At 40.0% G+C, this 22,027-nt stretch carries 21 protein-coding genes; 9 read left to right on the forward strand and 12 right to left on the reverse strand.

The features are described 5' to 3' along the window. Nucleotides 1–76 precede the first annotated feature (76 nt). The 7 genes from E0409_RS13225 to E0409_RS13255 form a co-directional block, all read right to left on the reverse strand. Complete coding sequence (locus E0409_RS13225; RefSeq protein ID WP_131291544.1) at nt 77–532, reverse strand: bacteriohemerythrin; 456 nt, start codon at nt 530–532, stop codon at nt 77–79. Between the two features lie 503 nt (nt 533–1,035). Further along, nucleotides 1,036–1,884, reverse strand: coding sequence for a class II glutamine amidotransferase (locus E0409_RS13230; protein ID WP_131291546.1), 849 nt, complete (start codon nt 1,882–1,884; stop codon nt 1,036–1,038). Between the two features lie 208 nt (nt 1,885–2,092). Continuing rightward, nucleotides 2,093–2,992 carry an acetylglutamate kinase gene (gene argB / locus E0409_RS13235; protein WP_131291548.1) on the reverse strand — a complete coding sequence of 300 codons (900 nt, stop codon included), beginning with the start codon at nt 2,990–2,992 and terminating at the stop codon, nt 2,093–2,095. A 10-nt stretch (nt 2,993–3,002) separates the two neighbouring features. Further along, entirely contained in the window at nt 3,003–4,427 is a 1,425-nt protein-coding gene (locus E0409_RS13240; RefSeq protein ID WP_131291550.1) for a phosphomannomutase/phosphoglucomutase, read from the reverse strand. A 459-nt stretch (nt 4,428–4,886) separates the two neighbouring features. Then, nucleotides 4,887–5,339, reverse strand: coding sequence for a dUTP diphosphatase (gene dut, locus E0409_RS13245; protein ID WP_131291552.1), 453 nt, complete (start codon nt 5,337–5,339; stop codon nt 4,887–4,889). A gap of 35 nt (nt 5,340–5,374) precedes the next feature. Continuing rightward, nucleotides 5,375–7,414: a DNA helicase Rep gene (gene rep / locus E0409_RS13250; protein ID WP_131291554.1), complete on the reverse strand. Its 2,040-nt coding sequence runs from the start codon at nt 7,412–7,414 to the stop codon at nt 5,375–5,377. 135 nt (nt 7,415–7,549) lie between these two features. Next, entirely contained in the window at nt 7,550–8,200 is a 651-nt protein-coding gene (locus E0409_RS13255; protein WP_131291556.1) for a YiaD family glycine zipper/OmpA-like lipoprotein, read from the reverse strand. A gap of 245 nt (nt 8,201–8,445) precedes the next feature. On the opposite strand from E0409_RS13255, the gene yihG reads away from it, so the two are divergent. From yihG to E0409_RS13285, 6 genes are all read left to right on the forward strand, one after another. Then, entirely contained in the window at nt 8,446–9,369 is a 924-nt protein-coding gene (yihG, locus tag E0409_RS13260; protein WP_131291558.1) for a 1-acylglycerol-3-phosphate O-acyltransferase, YihG family, read from the forward strand. Between the two features lie 19 nt (nt 9,370–9,388). Next, entirely contained in the window at nt 9,389–10,441 is a 1,053-nt protein-coding gene (locus E0409_RS13265) for a preprotein translocase subunit SecA (RefSeq protein ID WP_131291560.1), read from the forward strand. A gap of 121 nt (nt 10,442–10,562) precedes the next feature. Beyond that, complete coding sequence (minC, locus tag E0409_RS13270) at nt 10,563–11,294, forward strand: septum site-determining protein MinC (protein WP_131291562.1); 732 nt, start codon at nt 10,563–10,565, stop codon at nt 11,292–11,294. A 66-nt stretch (nt 11,295–11,360) separates the two neighbouring features. Continuing rightward, on the forward strand, nt 11,361–12,173 hold the full coding sequence (gene minD, locus E0409_RS13275; protein ID WP_131291564.1) for a septum site-determining protein MinD: 813 nt from the start codon (nt 11,361–11,363) through the stop codon (nt 12,171–12,173). A gap of 3 nt (nt 12,174–12,176) precedes the next feature. Continuing rightward, on the forward strand, nt 12,177–12,449 hold the full coding sequence (gene minE, locus E0409_RS13280; protein WP_067723891.1) for a cell division topological specificity factor MinE: 273 nt from the start codon (nt 12,177–12,179) through the stop codon (nt 12,447–12,449). Between the two features lie 123 nt (nt 12,450–12,572). Then, on the forward strand, nt 12,573–12,860 hold the full coding sequence (locus E0409_RS13285) for a PA4642 family protein (RefSeq protein WP_131291566.1): 288 nt from the start codon (nt 12,573–12,575) through the stop codon (nt 12,858–12,860). An 87-nt stretch (nt 12,861–12,947) separates the two neighbouring features. Here E0409_RS13285 and E0409_RS13290 read toward each other — a convergent pair whose 3' ends face one another. Further along, complete coding sequence (locus tag E0409_RS13290; protein ID WP_213073373.1) at nt 12,948–13,853, reverse strand: AEC family transporter; 906 nt, start codon at nt 13,851–13,853, stop codon at nt 12,948–12,950. A gap of 148 nt (nt 13,854–14,001) precedes the next feature. Beyond that, entirely contained in the window at nt 14,002–17,070 is a 3,069-nt protein-coding gene (locus E0409_RS13295) for a DNA translocase FtsK (RefSeq protein WP_131291570.1), read from the reverse strand. A gap of 286 nt (nt 17,071–17,356) precedes the next feature. On the opposite strand from E0409_RS13295, the gene trxB reads away from it, so the two are divergent. The 3 genes from trxB (at nt 17,357) to E0409_RS13310 (ending at nt 19,987) form a co-directional block, all read left to right on the forward strand. Further along, on the forward strand, nt 17,357–18,313 hold the full coding sequence (trxB, locus tag E0409_RS13300; RefSeq protein ID WP_131291572.1) for a thioredoxin-disulfide reductase: 957 nt from the start codon (nt 17,357–17,359) through the stop codon (nt 18,311–18,313). Between the two features lie 105 nt (nt 18,314–18,418). Beyond that, on the forward strand, nt 18,419–19,150 hold the full coding sequence (aat, locus tag E0409_RS13305) for a leucyl/phenylalanyl-tRNA--protein transferase (RefSeq protein ID WP_131291574.1): 732 nt from the start codon (nt 18,419–18,421) through the stop codon (nt 19,148–19,150). Nucleotides 19,151–19,171: 21 nt separating this feature from the next. Next, nucleotides 19,172–19,987: an arginyltransferase gene (locus E0409_RS13310; RefSeq protein WP_131291577.1), complete on the forward strand. Its 816-nt coding sequence runs from the start codon at nt 19,172–19,174 to the stop codon at nt 19,985–19,987. 6 nt (nt 19,988–19,993) lie between these two features. On the opposite strand, the gene rimI is transcribed toward E0409_RS13310, so the two are convergent. The 3 genes from rimI to E0409_RS13325 all read right to left on the reverse strand — a co-directional run. Beyond that, complete coding sequence (gene rimI, locus E0409_RS13315) at nt 19,994–20,455, reverse strand: ribosomal protein S18-alanine N-acetyltransferase (RefSeq protein WP_131291579.1); 462 nt, start codon at nt 20,453–20,455, stop codon at nt 19,994–19,996. A 105-nt stretch (nt 20,456–20,560) separates the two neighbouring features. Further along, on the reverse strand, nt 20,561–21,442 hold the full coding sequence (locus E0409_RS13320; RefSeq protein ID WP_131291581.1) for a metal-dependent hydrolase: 882 nt from the start codon (nt 21,440–21,442) through the stop codon (nt 20,561–20,563). 382 nt (nt 21,443–21,824) lie between these two features. Then, a partial coding sequence (locus E0409_RS13325; protein WP_502699835.1) for an EF-Tu C-terminal domain-related protein occupies nt 21,825–22,027 on the reverse strand: 203 nt, incomplete at its 5' end.

Here is a 22,027-nt window from a genome sequence, read left to right on the forward strand (position 1 = left end):
AGCAAACCATCAGGTTTGATGATTTGCCGCGCAAGATTATTATGACTTTTATTTGTTGTTATCTCGTTTATCTTTTTTATGAAAAGAAACGAGCAAACCAGTTTTTGCCTTTTTTCTGTTCTTTTTCTTTAATAATACCCATCATATTTTCTTTTACTGCACCCACATAATCTGCATCATCGTGCTGAATATGGTTAATCAGCCATTTTGAAAGCACTTCATGCAATTCACCTTCAATCGCTTGTCCCATTTCGAAACGGTCACGGTATGATTCAATCTTTTTAATAAATAAATCATGTACACGTTTATGCGGTACGCGGTATTTATAACCGGCTTCTTCTTGCAAAGACTCTTCAAAAGTAAAATGCGATTGAGTATAATCAATAATATTTTCAAGTATTTGTTTAATACGAGCACGATCCGTATGTTCTGCAACATCATCAATTTCATTGATATAATCAAGAATTCGTTTGTGCTGATCGTCAATCACATCGATACCAGTATTATATTCTGGAACCCATTTCATTTTCATTACGACCACCTATAAAATATATACGATTCATCACATAAACTCATAATATATTGATTTTTAACAAATAAAAATCAACCAAAACAGTTGGTTTTAAGCAAAAACCCATATAAAAAACATAAGCTAATGATATATAATGATTTTAAACACAAAACCAACCAAAAGAATAAAGTATTTTTTAACCAATATAACCACCAAATAGGATTATTAATGATCAAAAAAAACCTTAAATAACGATTAAATTATTAAAAAAAATAAAATGCTTAATTTAAATTTTTAAGTAAAAATATGTGTAAAAATAAAATAGCTTGATTTAATTTTAATTTTCACAATAAATATATTATAAAATTTTAGTATTATAAAAATACAGTTTAAAGTATATAAATTTTATTATCAGGTTCATCGAAGGAATTAATATTTAAAAACACTTCACCCATAAAGCAAAAATCTATAAAGATATTTAATAGAAAATCTTTATAGATTTACACATATTTAGCTTGTATTGACTAATATTGATCTGCTTTGGTGATTCTTTTTAATTCTGGATTTAATCTTTCACGCTCAAGCCGTTCTACATGGGTCAACTGTTTTCTAATGGGACGCCCATCCTGAAATAAAATCATCTCTCCAGGCTCAAAGGCTGTCCACACTTCATTTTGCGTTAAAGGCTCTGTGGTAATCACGGCGACTCGATCTTCAGGTGTAGTCACCTGACTGAAATCAACTTCTACATCCAGATCAATTAATTGAGCCGGTTTAAACGGGTATTCTCGTACCAGCCAATGCAATTTGGTGATGGCATAAGTAAATAAAGCTTGCCCATTCGACAAACAAAAATTAAATGTGCCATGTTCAGCAATTTTGGGCGAAACTTCAGCCAACAGATCAAAAATTTGATCCAGCTTCGGTTCATGATAGCCAAATTTATGAACCAGCTGATCGAGTAAAAAACAAAAAGCGCGTTCACTGTCGGTATTTCCCACAGGGGTAAAACGACCAGATAAAGTGGGATCAAAACCATGCAAATCACCATTATGGGCAAAAATCCACTGACGTCCCCACAGTTCACGACTGAATGGATGCGAGTTTTCCAGATTAATTTTGCCTTGCGTCGCTTTACGAATATGGGCAATCACATTGCGTGATTTGATTGGATAATTACGCACCAGTTCAGCAATCGGCGATTCAACTGCCGATTGGTTATCGACAAAAAGGCGGCAGGCTTTATCTTCAAAAAAGGCTATACCAAAACCATCACAATGGTCGGATGTAATGCCCGCACGTTGAGAAAAACCACGAAATGAGAAAGTCACATCCGTTGGTGTAGCACAATTCATTCCGAGCAACTGGCACATAGTCTTTATCAAACAGCAAATACATGATTTTTCTATTTTGCATGACTGGGCAGGACGTTGCAAATCTCAATTTACAATACCCATCACTATTTTATGCATTAGCCCAAGAATGATGCTCAAATACCTAATTTTATTAAAAATTCAATTAAGACAGTCTGAACAAGGCAATAAAAAAGCCTCACAAGGAGGCTTTTTAAAAATGACTCATTTAATGTTTGGCGCGGTTGGTAATTAAAGTCCCTACACCATGATCTGTGAAGATTTCCAACAAGGTTGCATGTGGAACACGGCCATCCACGATATGCGCGCTGACTACCCCACCTTTCACAGCATCCAGTGCACAACCCACTTTAGGAATCATGCCACCATAAATCACACCCGTTTCAATCAAACGATCAACTTCTTGAGTGGTTAAACCTGTCAGCAGATTTTTATTTTCGTCGAGAACGCCAGTAATGTTAGTCAGAAGAATAAGTTTTTCCGCACCTAAGGCTTCAGCCACTTTACCCGCAACTAAATCGGCATTGATGTTGTAAGTGTTACCTTCATCATCTACGCCCAGTGGTGCAATCACAGGAATGAAATCGCTGTTGGTGAACATTTCAAGTACGTCAGTTTTCACACCAACGACTTCACCCACTAGCCCCAAATCAATCTGTGTTACTGTGCCGTCTTCAGCCGTTTTTTCCATCAACAGCTTTTGCGCGCGCAGCAAATTACCATCTTTACCGGTTAAACCAATAGCACGACCGCCATGCTTATTGATGAGATTGACGATAGATTTATTTACACTACCGCCTAAAACCATTTCAACCACTTCCATGGTTGCAGGGTCAGTCACACGCATTCCATCAATACGGTCAGATTCACGACCGAGTTGCTTCAAGAATGAGTCAACTTGCGGACCGCCACCATGCACCACGATTGGATTTAAACCGACAGTTTTCAACAATACAATGTCACGTGCGAACGAGCTTTCCAGCTCCGGATCGGTCATTGCGTTGCCACCATATTTCACTACTAGCGTCTTACCCGCAAAACGTTGAATATACGGCAAAGCTTCAGTCAAAATTTGTGCTTTGTCGATGCCAGTATGCTGATGTGGCATTCGCCTCTCCTTATTGAGCATCTAAAATGTCTTGTGCGATTTTAGGATATCGGTCACTTAACATGGAAACAAATGTGTTTCGAATCGCGTTTAATCTTACAGGATTGTCCGCATCAAAGCGTACTGTAAAATACTCACCTGTATTCGATGCTCGAATAATGCCAAATCCATCTTCAAAATCAAGTCGTACACCATCAATTTTACTTAATTGTGCGCCTAAATCATGACTTTTAACTTCAACATCATGTAATACCGCTGCAGGTTCTTCACTATGGGTACTAATGTAGAGATCTTCAGTACAACTGCGCTCAGGATAAGCCTTCAATATTTGTGATAGGGTTAAATCCGGTTGTTGACTTAAATATTCGAGCACACGTAAGGCTGCATATAAACCATCATCATAGCCAAAACCACGGCCGTCATTAAAAACATAATGACCTGCATATTCTCCGCCAAAGATAGCTTTGCCTTTAGATTGCGACATATATTTCCGCAAAAAAGAACTGCCTGTACGAATCATTTTCGCCTGCCCACCTAAGCGATGAACGGTATTCCTCACCATGGTCGAACATTTCACATCGTAAACAACTTCATGACCAGGATGCATTTTCAAACACATTTCTGAAAATAAAGCCAGTAATCGATCTGCTGAAATAATCATGCCATGTTCATCAATTAACACGAGGCGATCACCATCACCATCCAGTGCAATCCCCATATCAGCTTGCTGTTCAAGCACGGTTTTTTGTAATTCAACAAGATGTTTTTCTTGTGAAGGATCAGGCGCATGATCGGGAAAATCACCATTGGCATCACAGCGGATGGTTGTGATCTCACAGCCTAACTGTTTTAACACCAATGCAGCACAGCGCCCTGCCGAACCATTTAAACCATCGAGTACCACTTTAAAAGGACTCTTTAACTGGATATCTTGTAATAATGCCTGCTGATATTCGAGACAATATTGAACCACAACTTCATGCTGAACAGGTTGAATTACTAATTTTTGTAATGGATCAAACGCCACACGGGCACTTGCACCGACTTGTTGAATCATTTCTGGACAGGGTGGTTCATTTTGGATAATCCACTTAATTCCATTATCTGTTTTAGGATTATGACTTGCCGTAAGCATGATCCCATTACCATCAAATTGACGGGCAATAAAATATAATAATGGTGTCGAACAACAACCGATGATGGTCGCATTCAATCCTTTTTCTTCACATACTTGTCTAATTATTTCTGCATATTCTGGACTTGTTAAACGCGCATCGTAACCAATGGCAAGTTGAGTCTGTCCGACCTTGTGATATTGGGCAACCAATCCATAGGCAATCACTTTTACAATTTCAGGTGTCAAAAGTGACACTTTTCCACGAATATCATAGGCACGAAAAATTTGTGCCGGAAATTTTTTATTTTTAAAATTCATGATGATTTCTTCTACTTAGAGTAGCCCATAAAGTGAAAAATTTATGGAATGCTTAATGAAGTCAGTATTCACAACTAGTGCATCATCTTAAAGGAGGAGATTAACATTTTAAATGCATTTCATATTTTTAAGCAATGGTAAAAAAATTTTACAAATAATTTACCAAAAAGATGGTATTTGATTGAAAAATAAATCTTTTATTTAATTTTAAAACAAATAATGTTAAATATTTTTATTTAAAAACCAGCTCTTTAAAAAAATAAAATAAGAGTTTATTTGAAGGTAAAAGCAATCTTTCTAATTTAAATGTTGTAAATCTTTAATTATGACTTCTTTTATTATCAAGCTGATTAAAGTTTCAAATATAAGCATGCTATAAAATAAAGAATAAAACCTGATAAAAAACAAATATTGCTGTTCATTGATCAGGTTATAAATTCTTTAAACTCAATCTACAGTTTAGCCTTTACCGGTATGACCAAAACCGCCTGCACCACGTTCAGTTGCAATAAATTCTTCCACTTGTTCAAATTCAGCATGCACTACAGGAACAAGCACATATTGAGCCAAACGCTCACCCGGCTCTAAAGTAAATGCGGTTTGGCTACGGTTCCAAACCGAGACCATCAACTCACCTTGGTAATCTGAATCTATTAAGCCCACCAGGTTCCCAAGCACAATTCCGTGTTTATGCCCTAAACCTGAACGCGGTAAAATCAAACCTGCAAAGTTTGTATCTTCAATATAAATTGCCAAACCTGTTTTAACCAATACAGTTTGACCCGGTTCAATTACAGTCGCTTCTTCTACACAAGCACGTAAGTCTAAACCTGCTGAACCCGAAGTTGCGTAGGTCGGCAAAGGCCATTGGCCGCCTAAACGTGTATCGAGCACTTTAACTTGAACTTTCATCTGTTCTTTCCTAATTGCATGGTTTAAATAGTGTATTAACGCTTAATCAGCGCACGTAAATTTTCAAGATAATGCTGTGCCTGCAATTTTGGATCAATATTGCCTGCCAATTTTTTCTTGCGACCCAGCCAGTCCAAATCATCTTGAGGCAACTCATCCAGGAAACGACTTGGCGTCATTTGCTTCATTTGCCCCCCATTTTTACGCTGTTCAGCCAGCGTAATGGTTAAGCCTTGGCGTGCGCGAGTGATTCCCACGTACATCAAACGGCGTTCTTCCTCAATGGTTTCTGCGGCAATGGAGTTTTTATGCGGTAACAATTCTTCTTCCAGACCAATTAGATACACATAAGGAAATTCAAGACCTTTTGAAGCATGCAAGGTCAGTAAATTGACCTTGTCGGTATCTTCTTCTTCCTTCTGCTGCTCGAGCATATCCAGCAACACCATTTTACGAATCACACTTTCAATGTTTTTCTCATCGACATCTTCAGCACGATTAATCAGACTCTGAATGCTGCTGTACAAGATTTCAATGTTATCGATCTTGGTTTTTTCTTGCGCTGGTGTTGCCGCCTGCTCTTTGATGTAATCGATATAGCCGGCTTCAAGCATCATCTGACGAATGATCGGAACAGGTTCGTCATCTTCAAGCAAGTTACGGGTAAAGTTACCAATAAAATCGGCAAATTCTGCCAGTTGTGTAGTGGCCTTTTTCGGCATCACCATGGTCAAGCGCTGATCACCCGCCGCGGTTAATAACGACAAATGATTTTCTTGCGCGAATAATCCCAGCTTTTCTAAAGTCACCGGACCAATCGCACGTTTCGGCGTATTAATAATCCGGAGGAATGCACTGTCATCTTCTGGATTAATGATGATACGCAAATAACTCATGATGTCTTTGATTTCAGCACGGCCAAAGAATGACTGACCACCCGACAACTTGTACGGAATTTGCATTTGGCGCAGCTGTGTTTCCAAAACACGTGCCTGGAAATTACCGCGATATAAAATCGCATAATCTTTCCAGTTTTTACCATTCATCAATTTATGCGTGATGAGATCTTTCACCACGCGTTCAGCTTCATCATCATCATTACGACAGGTAATGACACGAATCACTTCACCATGACCTTTATCTGACCAGAGCTTTTTATCAAAAATATGCGGATTGTTACCAATCACCGTATTGGCTGCTTTCAAAATACGACTGGTCGAACGATAATTTTGCTCGAGTTTAATCACTTTTAGATTTGGAAAGTCTTCTTTCAACAAGGCCATGTTTTCAGGCTTTGCACCGCGCCATGCATAGATCGACTGGTCATCGTCCCCTACAGCGGTGAATTGTCCCATCACCCCAACCAGCAGTTTCACCAAAATATACTGGGCAGTATTGGTATCCTGATATTCGTCAACCAACAGATAACGAACCCGGTTTTGCCATTTATCCCGGACTTCGGCATTTTCTTGTAATAAACGGGTCGGCATCACGATCAAGTCATCGAAATCCACTGCATTATAGGCACGCAAGTTGCGCTCATACAGTTGATACAAATGCGCAAATTGCACGTCTTCTGCTGTCTCGCAGGTGGTATGTGCCTGTTCGGGTGGAATCAGGTCATTTTTCCAGTCCGAAATCATTTTCATGGCTTTGGCAATCAATTCTTTACTTTCTGCACCGGACAAATTATCACGATGCATTAAATCCATCAGAATGCGTTTGCAATCATCGGCATCCAAAATTGAAAAATTATTTTTTAATGGGGTATGTTTAATTTCTAAACGAAGTAAATTCAAACCAAAAGTATGGAAGGTCGAAACAGAAAGACCTTTGGCCTCTTCACGAGATAATAATTTTCCGACACGCTCTTTCATTTCACGTGCAGCTTTATTGGTAAAGGTCATGGCGGTAATGCGATGTGCAGGAATACCGCAATTCTGAACCAAATGTGCGACTTTTCGCGTAATAACGGACGTTTTACCTGAACCTGCCCCTGCAAGTACTAACAAGGGTCCTTGAGTATATTTCATGGCTTCAAGTTGCTTGTCATTGAGCTGACTTGCCGACGACATAGTATTTCCTCGTTTTGATTCGAGCTCGATTATAGTCATCTCAGCCCAACTTGCATAACCTAAAATACAGATTTGACATTCATAAAAAAACCACCCGAAGGTGGTCTTTTCAATTCATCATGGACTTATGAAGAATTATTGAATCGCGTAAATGCTGATTTCTACACGGCGGTTTTGTTCACGGCCTTCAGCTGTCGCATTTGATGCGATTGGGTTCGCTGAACCTTGACCTTGTGCATTAATACGCGTACGTGCGACGCCCTGACCGGCAAGATAGTTGGCTACTGATTGAGCACGCGCTTGAGACAATGGAATGTTGATTGAGTCATTACCAGTGCTGTCTGTATAACCTGTTACAAGAATACCGCTCTTGTTGTCTTCAGTCAGTGTTTGCGCAACTTTGTTCAAAGTTGCGTAGAAGTTAGGTTTAATATTTGATTTGTTGGTATCAAAGGTAATGTTACCCGGCATGATCAGACCAACAGAACCATCTGGATTACGAGTCACGTCTACGCCAGTACCGGCCATTTGTTGACGTAATTTTTTCTCTTTATTGTCTAGATATACACCTGTTGCACCGCCTAACACAGCACCGATTGCTGCTGCACGGTTGTTTTGTGCGCTAGTATTTGCATTACCTTTAGAAATACCATAACCAGCAGCTGCACCTACAAGTGCACCAATTGCTGTTTTGTCGTATTCCATACCACCGATGTTATTACCCGTTGTTGAACAACCAGATAACGCCATTGCCCCTACTACTGCTGAAATTGCTAGTGCACGCATTGCATGACTCCTTTTTGTGTTTTATCGTATAGTGGAATGATGGATTAAAAAAAATGGGCATACCATTGATTTTTTGTAAATAATAAAAGCTTTAGTTACATTTTGTAATACTTTATGCTTGTGAGCAAGCTATCTTAGACATAATTCCTACATAGTTGCATGAATAGACTTTTTTATTTCGAATTCTACAATTATATTAAATGGTGAAAAAACATTAGACGACTTCATCTTAGGACCGTTCTTATATGTCATCGCAAATTCAGAAACAATCCATATTAAAAAAAATATCTCGCGGATTAACTGTAGCATCAGTGATGAGCGGAAGTACTTTTTTTCATGGTCCTCCCGTTCTCGCATTGGGATTGACTAAATTAGTCAAAAAATCACGTAAAATTGATGAAACTAATATTCAAATTACCAACAGTTGGCTCGGTGTCAATAATTGGCTGATTGATCATGTATTACCGCATCTAAAATGGGATATTAGTATTGATGACAATTTAGATCTGAGCATGCAGGGTCGTTACCTGATGACCTGTAATCATCAGAGTTGGGTCGATACCACAGTGAATCAATATTTTGGTTTAACCCGTATGCCGCTGACCCGTTTCTTTACCAAGTGGGAACTGATCTTTATTCCTTTCGTTGGACAAGCCTTTAAAATTTTAGGTTTTCCAATGATGAAGCGTCATACCAAAGAACAAATTGCCAAGAATCCTGAGCTTAAAACACGTGATATGGAAGAATCACGCAAAGCCTGTGAACAATTATTGAGTCAACCTTTTACCTTGCTCAACTATTTAGAAGGTACGCGCTTTACTCCGGAAAAGCATGCAGCACAGCAATCACCGTATAAAAATCTACTCAAACCTAAAGCGGGCGGTTTAGCGTTGGCCTTAAATATTTTAGGTGACAAAATTGATGCCTTGGTGGATATGACCATTGTTTATCCGGATGGTGCACCGGGCTATGGCGATTTTTGGTTGGGGGATGTTCATCGTATTGCAGTCAATCTGCGTAAAATAGATATTCCAAGCTGGGTCTTAGGCGGTAATTACGAAGATGATGCTGAATATCGTGAACGTTTTCAGCAATGGGTGCATGAATTATGGATTGAGAAAGATCAACTGATTGAACGCATGAAGCAAGACCTGGCTGCAAAAGCATAAATCGCATTTAAGGAAGACAATGAAGCAAGATGACAAAATAGCCAAGCCAACTTTTCATTTCGTGAAAAAAGACTCTTGGGGCTGGAAAGTTGCACTGGGCTATGACATTTTTATGATGGTTCTGATCATCATCAACTTGTTCTGCTTAAGTGCCAACGCCATCCTGATGAGTGATTTTGGTGGCTGGTTATTTAGCTTCATTCATTTTCCTGAACTATTGCAGTTTTATCGGACAGAATTGCGTCCCTGGGTGATTATTACCGAAAGTTGGTTTACCAGTTTTCTGGTGATTGAACTGCTGATCCGTTGGGGAATTGCCATCATCGGACAATATCATAAGCGCTGGTTTTTCTTTCCTTTTATTCATTGGTACGAAATTCTGTCCATTATTCCGCAACTGCGTTTTTTGCGTTTATTACGTGCCGGATCCATTGCCTATAACCTGCATGAACATGGCTATAAAGTGATTCCTGACAGTTGGTATAAGCGCGCCAAATTTTATTATCATCTGCTGCTCGAAGAACTGACCAGTCGTATTGTGATTACCGTTTTAGACAGTATAAAACACGAACTTTCAACCAGTACCACGCATAAAAAATTGATTGAAGATTTGGTTGCGCATCACCGTGAAATGTTCGCCACTGCCCTGGCTGATATCTTGCAGGAATCGTTGGGCAAAGAGTTACAAGCACAAAGAGTGACTATTGCAAAAAATGTCGGAAATATTGTCAATCAGGCAATTGAAGATACGCCCGAATTAACACAATTATTACGTTTAATTCCGATTGTCGGTGGACGTATAGAGCAACAGATCCAAAGTATTGGACAGCGTTTGGGTGAAAATATTACCCAAGGTCTGATTGAACCGTTCGCGCAAAATAATAAAAATAAAGAAAATCTGGCTTATTTAGAAATTTCAAATAAAATCAGTCAAATACAGTTTGAAAATAATACCCATGTGGAAAAACTGGTTGAGTCTGCCGTTTTTGAAAGCTTAGAGGCGATTCGCCAACAGGTCAAAGTAAAACAATGGCAACAAATGCTGGAACAACATGATCAAGTTAAAGAATGATCATCAGATAAAAATATTTAAAACGTCGCTAGAGAAATCATTCAATTTGTTCTAGGATTTGCTCTATTTACAACATCACTTCGACATAAAATAAATGAGTCAGAAGTCTTAAGGAATAATTATGGCTGATATACGGATAAAAGGCAGAATGGTCAATGCGATTCGCATTATCTTAGATACCAATGATCACGATGCAATCCGCCAGCAACTCGCGCCAATGCTCCAAAAAGCATTTCCACCGGGTACATTAGTTGTGATTGAAAGTTCAGTTGAACAAGAACTTATTGCCTTAATTCAATTATTGATCAGCCTGGAAGTACAGCCTATGGCGGTGACTGAAGGTTTACTCGCTGATCAAGCTCGCGCAATTCAATTCCCTGTTCTGCCTTCAGACACTAAACCATTGCAACGTATTAAACCGACGAAAGAACAAGTGGTTGAAGTAGAACCTGAAGCTACGGGTGACGAAGCTGAAGAATCAGAGAAAGTAGAGGCAAAACCTGCCCGTGTGGTGAGTCATGTGACCTCTTATCACGATGAAATTTTGCGCACAGGTCAATGCCTTGTACAAAATCATGGTGATATTATTCTCAATGCAGGAATCAACAGTGGTTCTGAAATCATTGCTTCAGGAAATATACATATTTATGGTAGCGCTCGTGGTAGAGTCATCGCCGGCGCAGACGGGAACAGTGCAGCACGTATTTTCTGCCATTCCCTAGAAGCAGAACTGGTATCGATTGCAGGTACATATTGTGTAGCAGATGACATTCCACAGCATGTCCTCAAAAAAGCGGTACATATTTACTTGAATGATCAACAAGAACTTGTCTTTGAAGTTCTCGAATTTTAATGTATAAATAAACACCATAAGTCCCATATCTAAAAGGGGATTTGAACCATAACAGGAGTGGATTCGGTGGCGAAAATTGTTGTCGTAACATCAGGCAAAGGTGGTGTAGGTAAAACTACGACTAGTGCATCTTTTGCAACAGGTTTAGCCCTTCGCGGCCACAAGACTGTTGTGATCGATTTTGACGTGGGTTTACGTAACCTAGATTTAATTATGGGTTGTGAACGTCGCGTTGTTTATGATTTTGTAAATGTATTAAATAATGAAGCTCGACTTCAACAAGCACTTATTCGCGATAAAGATATTGAGAACTTATATATTCTTCCTGCATCACAAACCCGTGACAAAGATGCCTTGACCGATGAGGGTGTGGCACGTGTAATGGACGAACTTTCGCAAGAATTCGATTACATTATCTGCGATTCACCTGCGGGTATTGAACGCGGTGCAATCATGGCGATGTACCATGCAGATGAAGCGATCATCGTAACCAATCCTGAAATTTCTTCAGTACGTGACTCTGACCGTATCATTGGGATGCTCGACAGCAAAACCAAAAAAGTAGAACAAAACGAAGGTCGCATCCGTAAGCATTTGTGTATTACACGTTTCAATCCCGAACGTGCCGATAAACAAGAAATGTTAACGATTGATGATATTTCTAAAGATATCTTACGTGTACCTACACTCGGTGTCATTCCTGAGTGTCCAAGTGTTTTACAAGCGTCAAACGAAGGTAAACCTGTAATTCTCTTTACTGAAGAATCGGCGGGTCAGGCTTATGATGACCTTGTAGCGCGCTTCTTGGGTGAAGAGCGTCCTTACCGTCATATCACGGTAAAACCTAAGGGTTGGTTAGCACGATTATTTGGAGCGTAAAAAATGGCAGGATTCTGGAGTAAATTATTCAGCAACGATGATAAACCTTCAAGCGCACGAACTGCTAAAGACCGCTTAAAAGTAATTGTTGCCTCTGAGCAAGGTTTAGGTAAACGCTTAAGCCAAGACAAAATTGACCAAATGAAGAAAGAAATCATGCAGGTGGTCAATCGTTATGTTCGTGGTGTGGATGAACAGCATATTCAAATGTCGGTTCGTTCTGAAGCAAACATCGAAATGTTAGAAATGAATATCAATTTGCCTGAAGAGCGATAATCTGAATTCTGATTAGTCAAGCATATTGAATCAAGGCAAAATATGAGACTGGATTAGCAAAGCACTGCTTTCTCTAGTCCTCCATATTTTGCCTTTTTTATTCAGTTTACCAAGGAGTTTGCGATGGCATTATCTCAGCCAGCAACGTTCAATGAAGAATGGTCAGACGAGCGTGTATTTGCCTATTTAACACAGCTTCCTCCTGCAGGCGTGAATGCCGATTTTCATGTGCTTTATCACGCATTCAAACATATGCGTCCAAATGACTATGAGCGCTTACTGACTCAATTCATTGCCGATGGTCGTGATGTCAATGCAACCAATCCTGAAGGCCAACGTATTCATGATGTGATTGCTGAATATCCTCGCCAACGTGACGGATTTTTAGAAGTTTTGGCTAAGTTCGCATAATTTTAAAAACTATAGCTTATAAATAAAAAAGCCTGTCCGTTTGAATAAAACCGACAGGCTTTTTTATGACAAAATTATATCTATGCATTAAGAAAGCAACATCATCAGCACAGGAAACGTGACTGCAAAGCATAGCGTTTGCAAGCTAATCACCCCCGCCATCAGTTGGCTATCGCCATGAAAATAGCGCGTTAAAATATAGGAGGCCGAGGCCGTGGGCAAGGCAAAAAACACCACCAAAATAATCGTTTCAAACTGATTCAAATTCATCGTATAACAAATCAAATAAGCCAAACTTGGCATCACGATTAAACGCCCTAAAGTATTCAACAATAATCTTGAATAATCATATTTCAGTTTTGCAAACTGTAAAGCTGCCCCGACACAAATCAATCCCAAAGGTAGGCTCATACTGGCTAAAATTTTAAACAGTTGTTCCAAGCCAGAAAATAATGACAGTTGCAGCAAATTAAATACAATTCCAATTACACAGCCCAAAATTAGCGGATTTTTCATCAAAGAAAATAGAATCTGCGCAGGTTTTAAGCCCTGCCCTTGTGAAAAAGCCAGCACTGAAATCACATTCACCAAAGGAATCGCCAGAGCAATCATAATGGTAAACATTTGCATGCCCTGAGCACCAAACAGCAAAGACATAATGGATAAACCAATATAGGTATTAAAGCGAATTTGACTTTGCACATATACGCCAAACCGCGCAATCGGAATATGAAAAAACGCCCTCGCTACCCACAGCGTTAAAGTACTTATTATAATGATGATAAACAGAGCCAATAACACCTGAGTAATCGTTGTAAGTTCCAATTTTATATAAGCAAGATTATTAAAAAGTAATACCGGAAATAAAATCAAATAATTCAGTTTTTCCGCGCCACGCCAAAAGTCATCCGTTAAAAACTGTGTCCGTTTAAAGATATACCCCATGGCAATTAAAATAATTAATGGAAACAAGGCCATTACAACATTCATTATCTACGCTTCATCCCTAAATTGCATTTCCATTGCATGAGGTGAATCACCTTTATCATTTTCAATAAATATTCATGTAATGTTAAAAGTATAGCTTTTTAACATCCAGAAAAAGGCCTGCTTATGCAGGCCTTCAACTCAGTATGAAAATTTAGACTAAAATGTCACGTTTACCGTTGGCACCCATGCCACTGACAATCCCATTTTCTTCCATCTGGTCAATGATTCGCGCAGCACGGTTATAACCAAGGCTAAACTTACGCTGTAATGACGAGGTTGAAGCCTTACGTGTTTCCAGAACAAAGGATACACATTGATCATACAAGGCATCACGATCCGAACCACCATCCCCATCTTCAAAACCACGCGAAGTCGGTTCTTCATCATAAGGCGTTAGAATTTCATCGACATAATTCGGAGCAGCACGTTCACGCCATGCATCACAGATATTATTGACTTCATCATCGGAAATGAAAGCACCATGCACACGTTCAGGCTCAATTTTACCAGGCCCAAGGAACAACATATCACCATGTCCTAACAGGTCTTCTGCACCACCGGCATCCAAAATAGTACGCGAGTCAATTTTACTGTTTACACGTAAAGCCACGCGGGTTGGAATATTGGCTTTGATCAAACCAGTAATCACGTCAACCGATGGACGTTGTGTCGCAAGCAGTAAATGAATACCCGCAGCACGTGATTTTTGTGCCAAACGGGTAATCATTTCTTCAGCTTTTTTACCCACCTGCATAATCATATCGGCAAATTCGTCGGCAACAATCACAATCGAAGGTAACGGCGTCAAACGTGGCGCACGCTCGCCTACGACCGAGTCACTTGCTTTCCACGTTGGATCAATCAGATCTTCGCCATTGGCAATCGCTTCATCGACCTTGCGGTTATAGTCACTCAATTTACGGATTTTCAAATAAGACATCAGCTTATAGCGACGTTCCATTTCATTGACACACCAGTTCAAGGCATTGACTGCATCTTTCATGTCCGTCACGACTGGCGTAAGCAAATGAGGAATATCGTTATAGTTGGCAAGTTCCAGTTGTTTCGGGTCAATTAAAATTAGACGTAACTGGTCAGGCGTATATTTTAACAACATCGATAAAATCATCGAGTTTACTGCCACCGATTTACCTGAACCAGTGGTTCCTGCAACCAGCATATGCGGTGCTTTACCCAAGTCAGCAATGACTGGATTACCCGAAATATCTTTACCCATCGCCATCGAAAGAATGCTATTTGGATCCGTAAAAGCAGGAATGGTTAACAACTCGATCAAACGCACCATTTCACGTGTGCTATTCGGCACTTCAATCCCAATATACGGTTTACCCGGAATCACCTCGACCACACGCACCGATGCCATCGACATTGAACGCGCCAAGTCTCGTGAAATATTGGTCACTTTAGAGGCTTTGACTCCAGGTGCCAGATCCAGCTCAAAACGCGTCACGACCGGCCCGGGCTGTGCTTCTATAACTTTGGCTTTGACATTAAATTCTTGCAGTTTAATTTCGAGTAATTCTGATAAACGGGCTAACTGTTCAGCAGTAAAGTTTACTTTTTTATTTGGATCGACTTTATCCAGTAAATCCAGTCCCGGTAGCGGTGACAAATCTTTACGACGTGCAGCCACTTGCATCGCCAGTGACATCGGACGACCTGATGCATCGGTTAATGGCGCATCAAAATCGAAATCATCTTCAACGGGTTCGTCAACTTCGACTGGTTTGCCTGCAGTTTCCTGCCAGACTTCACGAAATACATCTTTATTCGATGCAATTAAAGCTTTTTCATCTTCTGAAATGATCGGTTGCTGAATCTGGGTTTTTATTGCGCCACTGACAAATGCGGATGATTGTGCATAACTACTCGTAGTACGCACTGGAGCAGGCTCTTCCACCTCATCAATTAGCAAATCATCCACCAACAGATCATCGAGTCCATCAAACTCGTCATCTAAAGCCGAATTCTTAGGTGTTGTATGTATCGATGGTGAAGCTGCTATTGCAGATGATGCGATTACAATTTTCTCTTCAACAGGTGATGCTGCTTGTTCAGTCTCTACATGATTAAATGGTGTATGCACATCCGTGGCTGTTTTGCCATTTGGAACTGCAGCAAGCAATTCATCAAAGATTTCATCATCATCCCAATCCAGATTTTGTTTAGAAGTCTGGGGGAGCGTTGCTACAGGTTGCTCATCAACAAAGGCTTTAAAATGTTCATGCGGCGTATGCAGTTCAGATTCTTCTGCAGCTTTTAATAAAGCGTCAATATCTTGTTTATGTTTTTGATTTTCATCTGAGTTTAAGGCACGCCAAACTTCACCGGTCGCTACCGCACGTCGAGTATTTTCTTCTAGGCGATGCGCTTTTTCTAAGACCTGTTCAAATTCAACTTCATCTTCGGCATCAATAATCTGCTGCTGTACATAGTGTTCTTCTTTTTCCACCATGTCATTGAACAAGCGCTCTGCAGCCTGATCTCGCACTACAGGCGATACATCTTGAACTTCATGATGTTCTGGAGCGGGTGATACGCTTTCTACTACAGCTTTTTGTTTAGTACTCGCAAAGGTTTTTTTAACTTCAGGCGTTGTACGATCAAATGCAGACTCGGTTTCCGGGACATTTTTATAAAACAAGTCTTGTAAATAAGCAGGTGTGGCTTTGAGTGTAACCCAGGTTTTATTCCACTTCACACCAAATGACAGGGTAAATAAAACCACCCAAAACACCACAAGAAAAACGGTTGCGCCATAAATGGTTAAAATTTGAGACAGACTTTCACCCAATTCATAACCAATAATACCGCCGGATGCATTGTCTAGAGTATCTGCCGGAACTTGCCAAAACAAATACAATAAACTTGCTGTCGCCAGTAAAATAAAGAATTGTGCGGCATAGCGAAAAGGCTTATTCAAAAAACTATACGGCCACCAGACCTGAATTGCCTCAACGAATAAAAAGACTGGAATGAGTAAACTTGCCCAGCCTAAAAAACCGAACAGTAAATCTGCGATCCATGCCCCTGCAACACCACTGGCATTTGAAACCTGTTGAGTATCACTGGAAATATGCATCCAGCCTGGATCAAAAGGCGTATAAGTCACTGTTGCAAGGAATAAATAAATTCCAAAAGAGACTAAAAATAATGTCATTATTAAGCGCTGTGCATAAGCACTCGACACCGCAGTCATATACTGTCCTGTAACCAATTTTTCATTCATGTTTTTGTAAAAAACTAAGACAAAATAGTTTCGCAATTAAACTCGATATTATGCACCTGTTCCAAGGAAAAAGATGCAATATTATGTAGAGGCTGTTGATACAAATCCTATGAATTGAGTATCTAGCACAGCATCCTTATTGTATATAGCTCAAATCGATTTCAATGATCAATAATATCGACATCGAACTCACACAACTGTTATCGAGTTTCACGTATAATTTCACAAATTTCTAAATAAAAAAAGGATGCCGCGAATGAGCGCTCGTCACTCACGTTTGATTATTCTAGGTTCAGGCCCTGCTGGTTATAGCGCAGCTGTATATGCTGCACGTGCCAACTTAAAGCCAACGCTAATTGCCGGTTTACAATTGGGTGGTCAATTGACCACGACAACTGAAGTCGACAACTGGCCGGGTGACCCTGAAGGTCTAACAGGTCCTGCACTCATGGAACGTATGCAAGCGCATGCTGAACGCTTTGGTACTGACATTGTCTATGACTATATCAACGAAGTTGATTTAAGCGTTCGTCCATTCGTTCTAAAAGGCGATATGGAAGAGTTCACCTGTGATGCATTAATCATTGCAACAGGTGCAACTGCCCAATACTTAGGTCTTGAATCTGAAGCTGCATTTATGGGTCAAGGTGTCAGCGCATGTGCAACCTGTGACGGTTTCTTCTACAAAAACCAAAAAGTTATGGTAGTCGGTGGAGGTAATACCGCGGTTGAAGAAGCACTTTATCTATCCAACATTGCTTCACACGTGACTTTGGTTCACCGCCGTGATTCGTTGCGTTCAGAAAAAATTCTGCAAGATCATCTGTTCGAGAAAGAGAAAGAAGGCAAAATCAGCATCATCTGGAATCATCAAGTGGATGAAGTTCTCGGTGACAGCAAGTCAGGTGTAACTGCAGTTCGCCTGCAATCGACTCAAGATGACTCTAAACAAGATGTAGAAGTCACCGGCTTATTTGTTGCGATTGGTCACAAACCGAATAGCGGCATGTTTGAAGGTCAGTTGAACCTACGTGATGGTTATATTCAGGTTCACAGCGGTACTGCCGGCAATGCAACTGCTGCATCTGTTCCGGGTGTATTTGCTGCAGGTGATATCGCGGACAGTGTTTACCGTCAAGCGATTACGTCAGCAGGTTCAGGCTGTATGGCAGCCCTTGATGCTGAAAAATATCTTGATGCTTTAGGTGAATAATTTTATCTAAACAAAAAAAACCGTCCTTGTTTGGGCGGTTTTTTTTGTATGATAAAAATCATAAATGCTTATCGCTCGTTGCTCTTCTCGTTCAGGCTAAATCCCATGCATCCATTAGCACCCTCAGAATTCATTTTTCCCGATCCCATCGAAGCTGATCCAGATGATCAGGGGCGGATTTGCATAGGTGCCGACCTCTCCCCTTCTACGCTTTTTGAAGCCTATACCCACGGTCTGTTTCCATGGTTTAGTGAAGGTGAACCTATCTGTTGGTGGAGTCCTGAACCACGTTGCATTATTCGCCCCCAAGATTACCACCCCAGTAAGTCTCTAGTCCGTAACATGAAAAAGTTTGATTATAAAATCACGATTAATCATGCTTTCGAACAAGTGATTCGTTCCTGCTCCCTACCTCGGAGTTATGCAGAAGATACCTGGATTTCTGAAGATATTATTGATGGATATTGCCAATTATTTGATGCAGGATATGGATATAGCATTGAAGTTTGGGATGAAGGTAAAATTGTTGGTGGTTTGTATGGCGTGACCATTGGACATGGCTGTTTTGGTGAGTCGATGTTTAGCACCCAAACCGATGTTTCAAAAATGGCTTTTTATACTTTAATGCTGCTTGGACAGGAAAATCATCTACCCTGGATTGACTGTCAATTGGTTAATGATCACCTTTTAAGCTTGGGTGCTTGTACACTTTCTCGCCAAGCATATCTTAATTCGTTACAAGATGTTGTCAAACAGCCCTCAATAGATTGGAAAAAATATCAAGAGGGTGTATTTTCAAGTAAAACAATAGCGCAACACGCACGATTAATTGAATGAAAATAACAGAGGGATCTTGCCATGAATTCGTATCACCCAAAGTCCCTATTGAATGATTTACAGTATTATATTACGCCGCCGCATAGCTGTAGTTACCTGGAAAATAAATCAGCGCGGATGGTCTTTTTAGATCCTGCCCATCGAATTGATGTGGTCAGTTTATCTGAACTTTCTCGTCTCGGTTTTCGTCGCAGTGGCGATTTTGTCTACCGTCCTGAATGTCATTTATGCCGCCAATGCCTATCCTGTCGTGTCCCTGTCACTGAATTTCATATGAACAGTACGCAGAAAAAGGCCTGGAAACGCAATCAGGACCTGACTGTTAAAATCACTCGAACTGCGGATGCATCTGACATTCATTATGCTTTGTATGAACGTTATATCAATGAACGTCATGCCGATGGCGATATGTTTCCACCGAGCTTAGATCAATTCGAAAAATTTTTAGTACATAGCTGCACAGACAGTTTTTTCTTGGAATTTTGGAAAGACGACAAGCTGATTAGCGTTTCGAGTTGCGATCCTTTAGATGATGGGATTTCTGCGGTCTATACCTTTTTTGATCCTGATGAAAATCGACGTTCACTGGGCGTATTTGCGGTACTTAAGCAAATTGAACATGCCAAAGCTTTAGCTTTACCTTATGTCTATTTAGGCTATTGGGTGCCCCATTCCAATAAGATGAATTATAAATCTCAATATGTGCCTTTAGAGCTATTAATTGATGGGCAATGGCGACGTTTAAACCGCCTGCTCACTCCAGAAGAAATTCAACAATTGGGAAACTCCCTGATGACCACCTTGCCCTCTGGATGGAATAACCCAATTATCAAATAACATGACTTATGATTTAAAAAGTTGTGAAAAATCATCACTGCATGATTTCACCATAATAATGGCATGCTCGCGAGAGCCGTCTGGCTTTGGATAATAATTTTTACGTAAATCAATTTGATGAAAACCGGCTTTTTCATAGAGTGCAATTGCAGCTTGATTGCTTTCCCGCACTTCCAAGAAAATTTGCAGCGGATTATTTTTCAATTGCGCAATTGAAGATTCAAGTAATTGAAAGCCTAGCCCTTTGCCCTGCTGACTCGGATCAATTGCCATCAGTAGAAGATTGGCTTCATCTAACACCGGTTGCAAGATACAAAAACCCACCACCTGTCCTTGCTGCTCAATCACGGTACTCAGATAAGAATCAATGGATTCCTCAAACTGCTTTGCCGTCCATGGATGGGTTTGTACCAATTGCTCAATTTGCGTGATGCGACTTACATCCGCTTTTTGCATCAAACGAATCATCTTCGTTCATCTTTTAAATAACAGAAGCTTCGCATTATAGGAACTTTAGATAAAAAATCGAGTAAAAAAAAGGGCAATCTGGATTGCCCAAAGAGTCAAAAGGCCTTAAAAACCTAATTTGGCTTTCCAAGTCTCAAGCAAACTAACAGTATCTAAATCATTTGGATGAAAACTCGGTTTAAAATACATCAACATTTCTTTCCCCATACCCGTAATAATCCCTTTGGATGGACTATAAGCATACTCATAAATACTTTTGATTGAGCTAAAATTCAACTGTTGATCTTGTCGCAATAAACGCAATAAGAAATAATTTTGCACAAAGAACAACGTTAGCATAGCAGCCAAAAGTGAACTGGTACGCAACAGATAAGACTTTAAGCCTTTACCAAATACGCCTTCAAATACATCATAAGCTACAGCTTTATGCTCGTTTTCTTCAATGGCATGCCATAACCACATGGTTTTCATGGTTTCATCTTGCATCAATTCCTGAATATTCTGATTGGTCAGCAATTGCGATGCAATGGTCGCTGTAAAATGCTCAAGTGCGGTGGTTGCGGTTAAATCGACCATTTCCTGGGTAATGCCAAACGGTTTACCGACGAATGCAAATACTTTACGTGCAGTTTGAATCACGGTGTCAGTATGCTTATCCAGCGTATCAACATCATGGCCATAACGCTGTGCAGCTGCATTAAAACCCACATGCTCTTGAGTATGCATGGCTTCTTGCCCAATAAAAGCACTAATTTCTTTTTGTAATTCCTGATTTTCTTTAATCGCTGGATGGTTGCGAACGGCCCGAACACTATCAATAAAAAACTTTTCGCCCGCTGGAAACAAAGCAGAAAGCGCAGTCATAAAATGCGTCAATCCCACTGAACCATTCATCCAGTATTCTGGCACGTTATTGAAATCGAAATTCATTCGACGAACAGGAAAGCTTGCCCCTGCACGATTGGTGATATTGACCTTAGCATTCATGACTCTTACTCCTATCTAGCAAAATGATGCTGCTACATTCACTTATGTTTGTTTTTCTTGATTCTTATATTACGTATTTAAAAACTTGCTATAAGTGCAGATAAGGTCAGGAAAATATCAGTTAAGGACATGAGGAGAAATAAAACACTGTTTTATTTCGACGCAAGAGAAATAAATAATAACAATGCTTTTTCGATGCCAGAGAAAAGAACAATAAGTAAAATCATTTTTTCGACGCAAGGGAATAAAGCACTGCTTTATTTCGACGCGAGAGAAAAAGATAATGAATGAAATCATTTTTATGACACAAGAAACCCATATAAAAAATCATCATGCATAAAAAAAGCGCTCTAAAAGAGCGCTTTTTTCACACAATTAATACTTATGCAGTTACTTTAGCAACAACACCAGCACCAACTGTACGACCACCTTCACGGATCGCAAAACGTAGACCTGGGTCCATTGCGATTGGGTGGATCAATTCTACTGACATTTCAACGTTGTCACCAGGCATTACCATTTCCACGCCTTCTTGTAATTGGATTGCGCCAGTTACGTCAGTTGTACGGAAATAGAATTGTGGAC

It is taken from the genome of Acinetobacter sp. ANC 4862 (assembly GCF_004336635.1).
Taxonomy (GTDB): domain Bacteria; phylum Pseudomonadota; class Gammaproteobacteria; order Pseudomonadales; family Moraxellaceae; genus Acinetobacter.

Excerpts from the sequence above, each read along its gene's own strand:
- E0409_RS13230 (WP_131291546.1), bottom strand. The coding sequence starts at position 1,884 with ATGTGCCAGTTGCTCGGAATGAATTGTGCTACACCAACGGATGTGACT.
- E0409_RS13240 (WP_131291550.1), bottom strand. The coding sequence starts at position 4,427 with ATGAATTTTAAAAATAAAAAATTTCCGGCACAAATTTTTCGTGCCTAT.
- E0409_RS13285 (WP_131291566.1), top strand. The coding sequence starts at position 12,573 with ATGGCATTATCTCAGCCAGCAACGTTCAATGAAGAATGGTCAGACGAG.
- E0409_RS13295 (WP_131291570.1), bottom strand. The coding sequence starts at position 17,070 with ATGACTGCGGTGTCGAGTGCTTATGCACAGCGCTTAATAATGACATTA.
- E0409_RS13310 (WP_131291577.1), top strand. The coding sequence starts at position 19,172 with ATGAATTCGTATCACCCAAAGTCCCTATTGAATGATTTACAGTATTAT.
- minE (WP_067723891.1), top strand. The coding sequence starts at position 12,177 with ATGGCAGGATTCTGGAGTAAATTATTCAGCAACGATGATAAACCTTCA.
- aat (WP_131291574.1), top strand. The coding sequence starts at position 18,419 with ATGCATCCATTAGCACCCTCAGAATTCATTTTTCCCGATCCCATCGAA.
- yihG (WP_131291558.1), top strand. The coding sequence starts at position 8,446 with ATGTCATCGCAAATTCAGAAACAATCCATATTAAAAAAAATATCTCGC.
- dut (WP_131291552.1), bottom strand. The coding sequence starts at position 5,339 with ATGAAAGTTCAAGTTAAAGTGCTCGATACACGTTTAGGCGGCCAATGG.
- E0409_RS13255 (WP_131291556.1), bottom strand. The coding sequence starts at position 8,200 with ATGCGTGCACTAGCAATTTCAGCAGTAGTAGGGGCAATGGCGTTATCT.
- rimI (WP_131291579.1), bottom strand. The coding sequence starts at position 20,455 with ATGATTCGTTTGATGCAAAAAGCGGATGTAAGTCGCATCACGCAAATT.
- E0409_RS13320 (WP_131291581.1), bottom strand. The coding sequence starts at position 21,442 with ATGAATGCTAAGGTCAATATCACCAATCGTGCAGGGGCAAGCTTTCCT.
- E0409_RS13225 (WP_131291544.1), bottom strand. The coding sequence starts at position 532 with ATGAAAATGAAATGGGTTCCAGAATATAATACTGGTATCGATGTGATT.
- E0409_RS13265 (WP_131291560.1), top strand. The coding sequence starts at position 9,389 with ATGAAGCAAGATGACAAAATAGCCAAGCCAACTTTTCATTTCGTGAAA.
- trxB (WP_131291572.1), top strand. The coding sequence starts at position 17,357 with ATGAGCGCTCGTCACTCACGTTTGATTATTCTAGGTTCAGGCCCTGCT.
- rep (WP_131291554.1), bottom strand. The coding sequence starts at position 7,414 with ATGTCGTCGGCAAGTCAGCTCAATGACAAGCAACTTGAAGCCATGAAA.
- argB (WP_131291548.1), bottom strand. The coding sequence starts at position 2,992 with ATGCCACATCAGCATACTGGCATCGACAAAGCACAAATTTTGACTGAA.
- minC (WP_131291562.1), top strand. The coding sequence starts at position 10,563 with ATGGCTGATATACGGATAAAAGGCAGAATGGTCAATGCGATTCGCATT.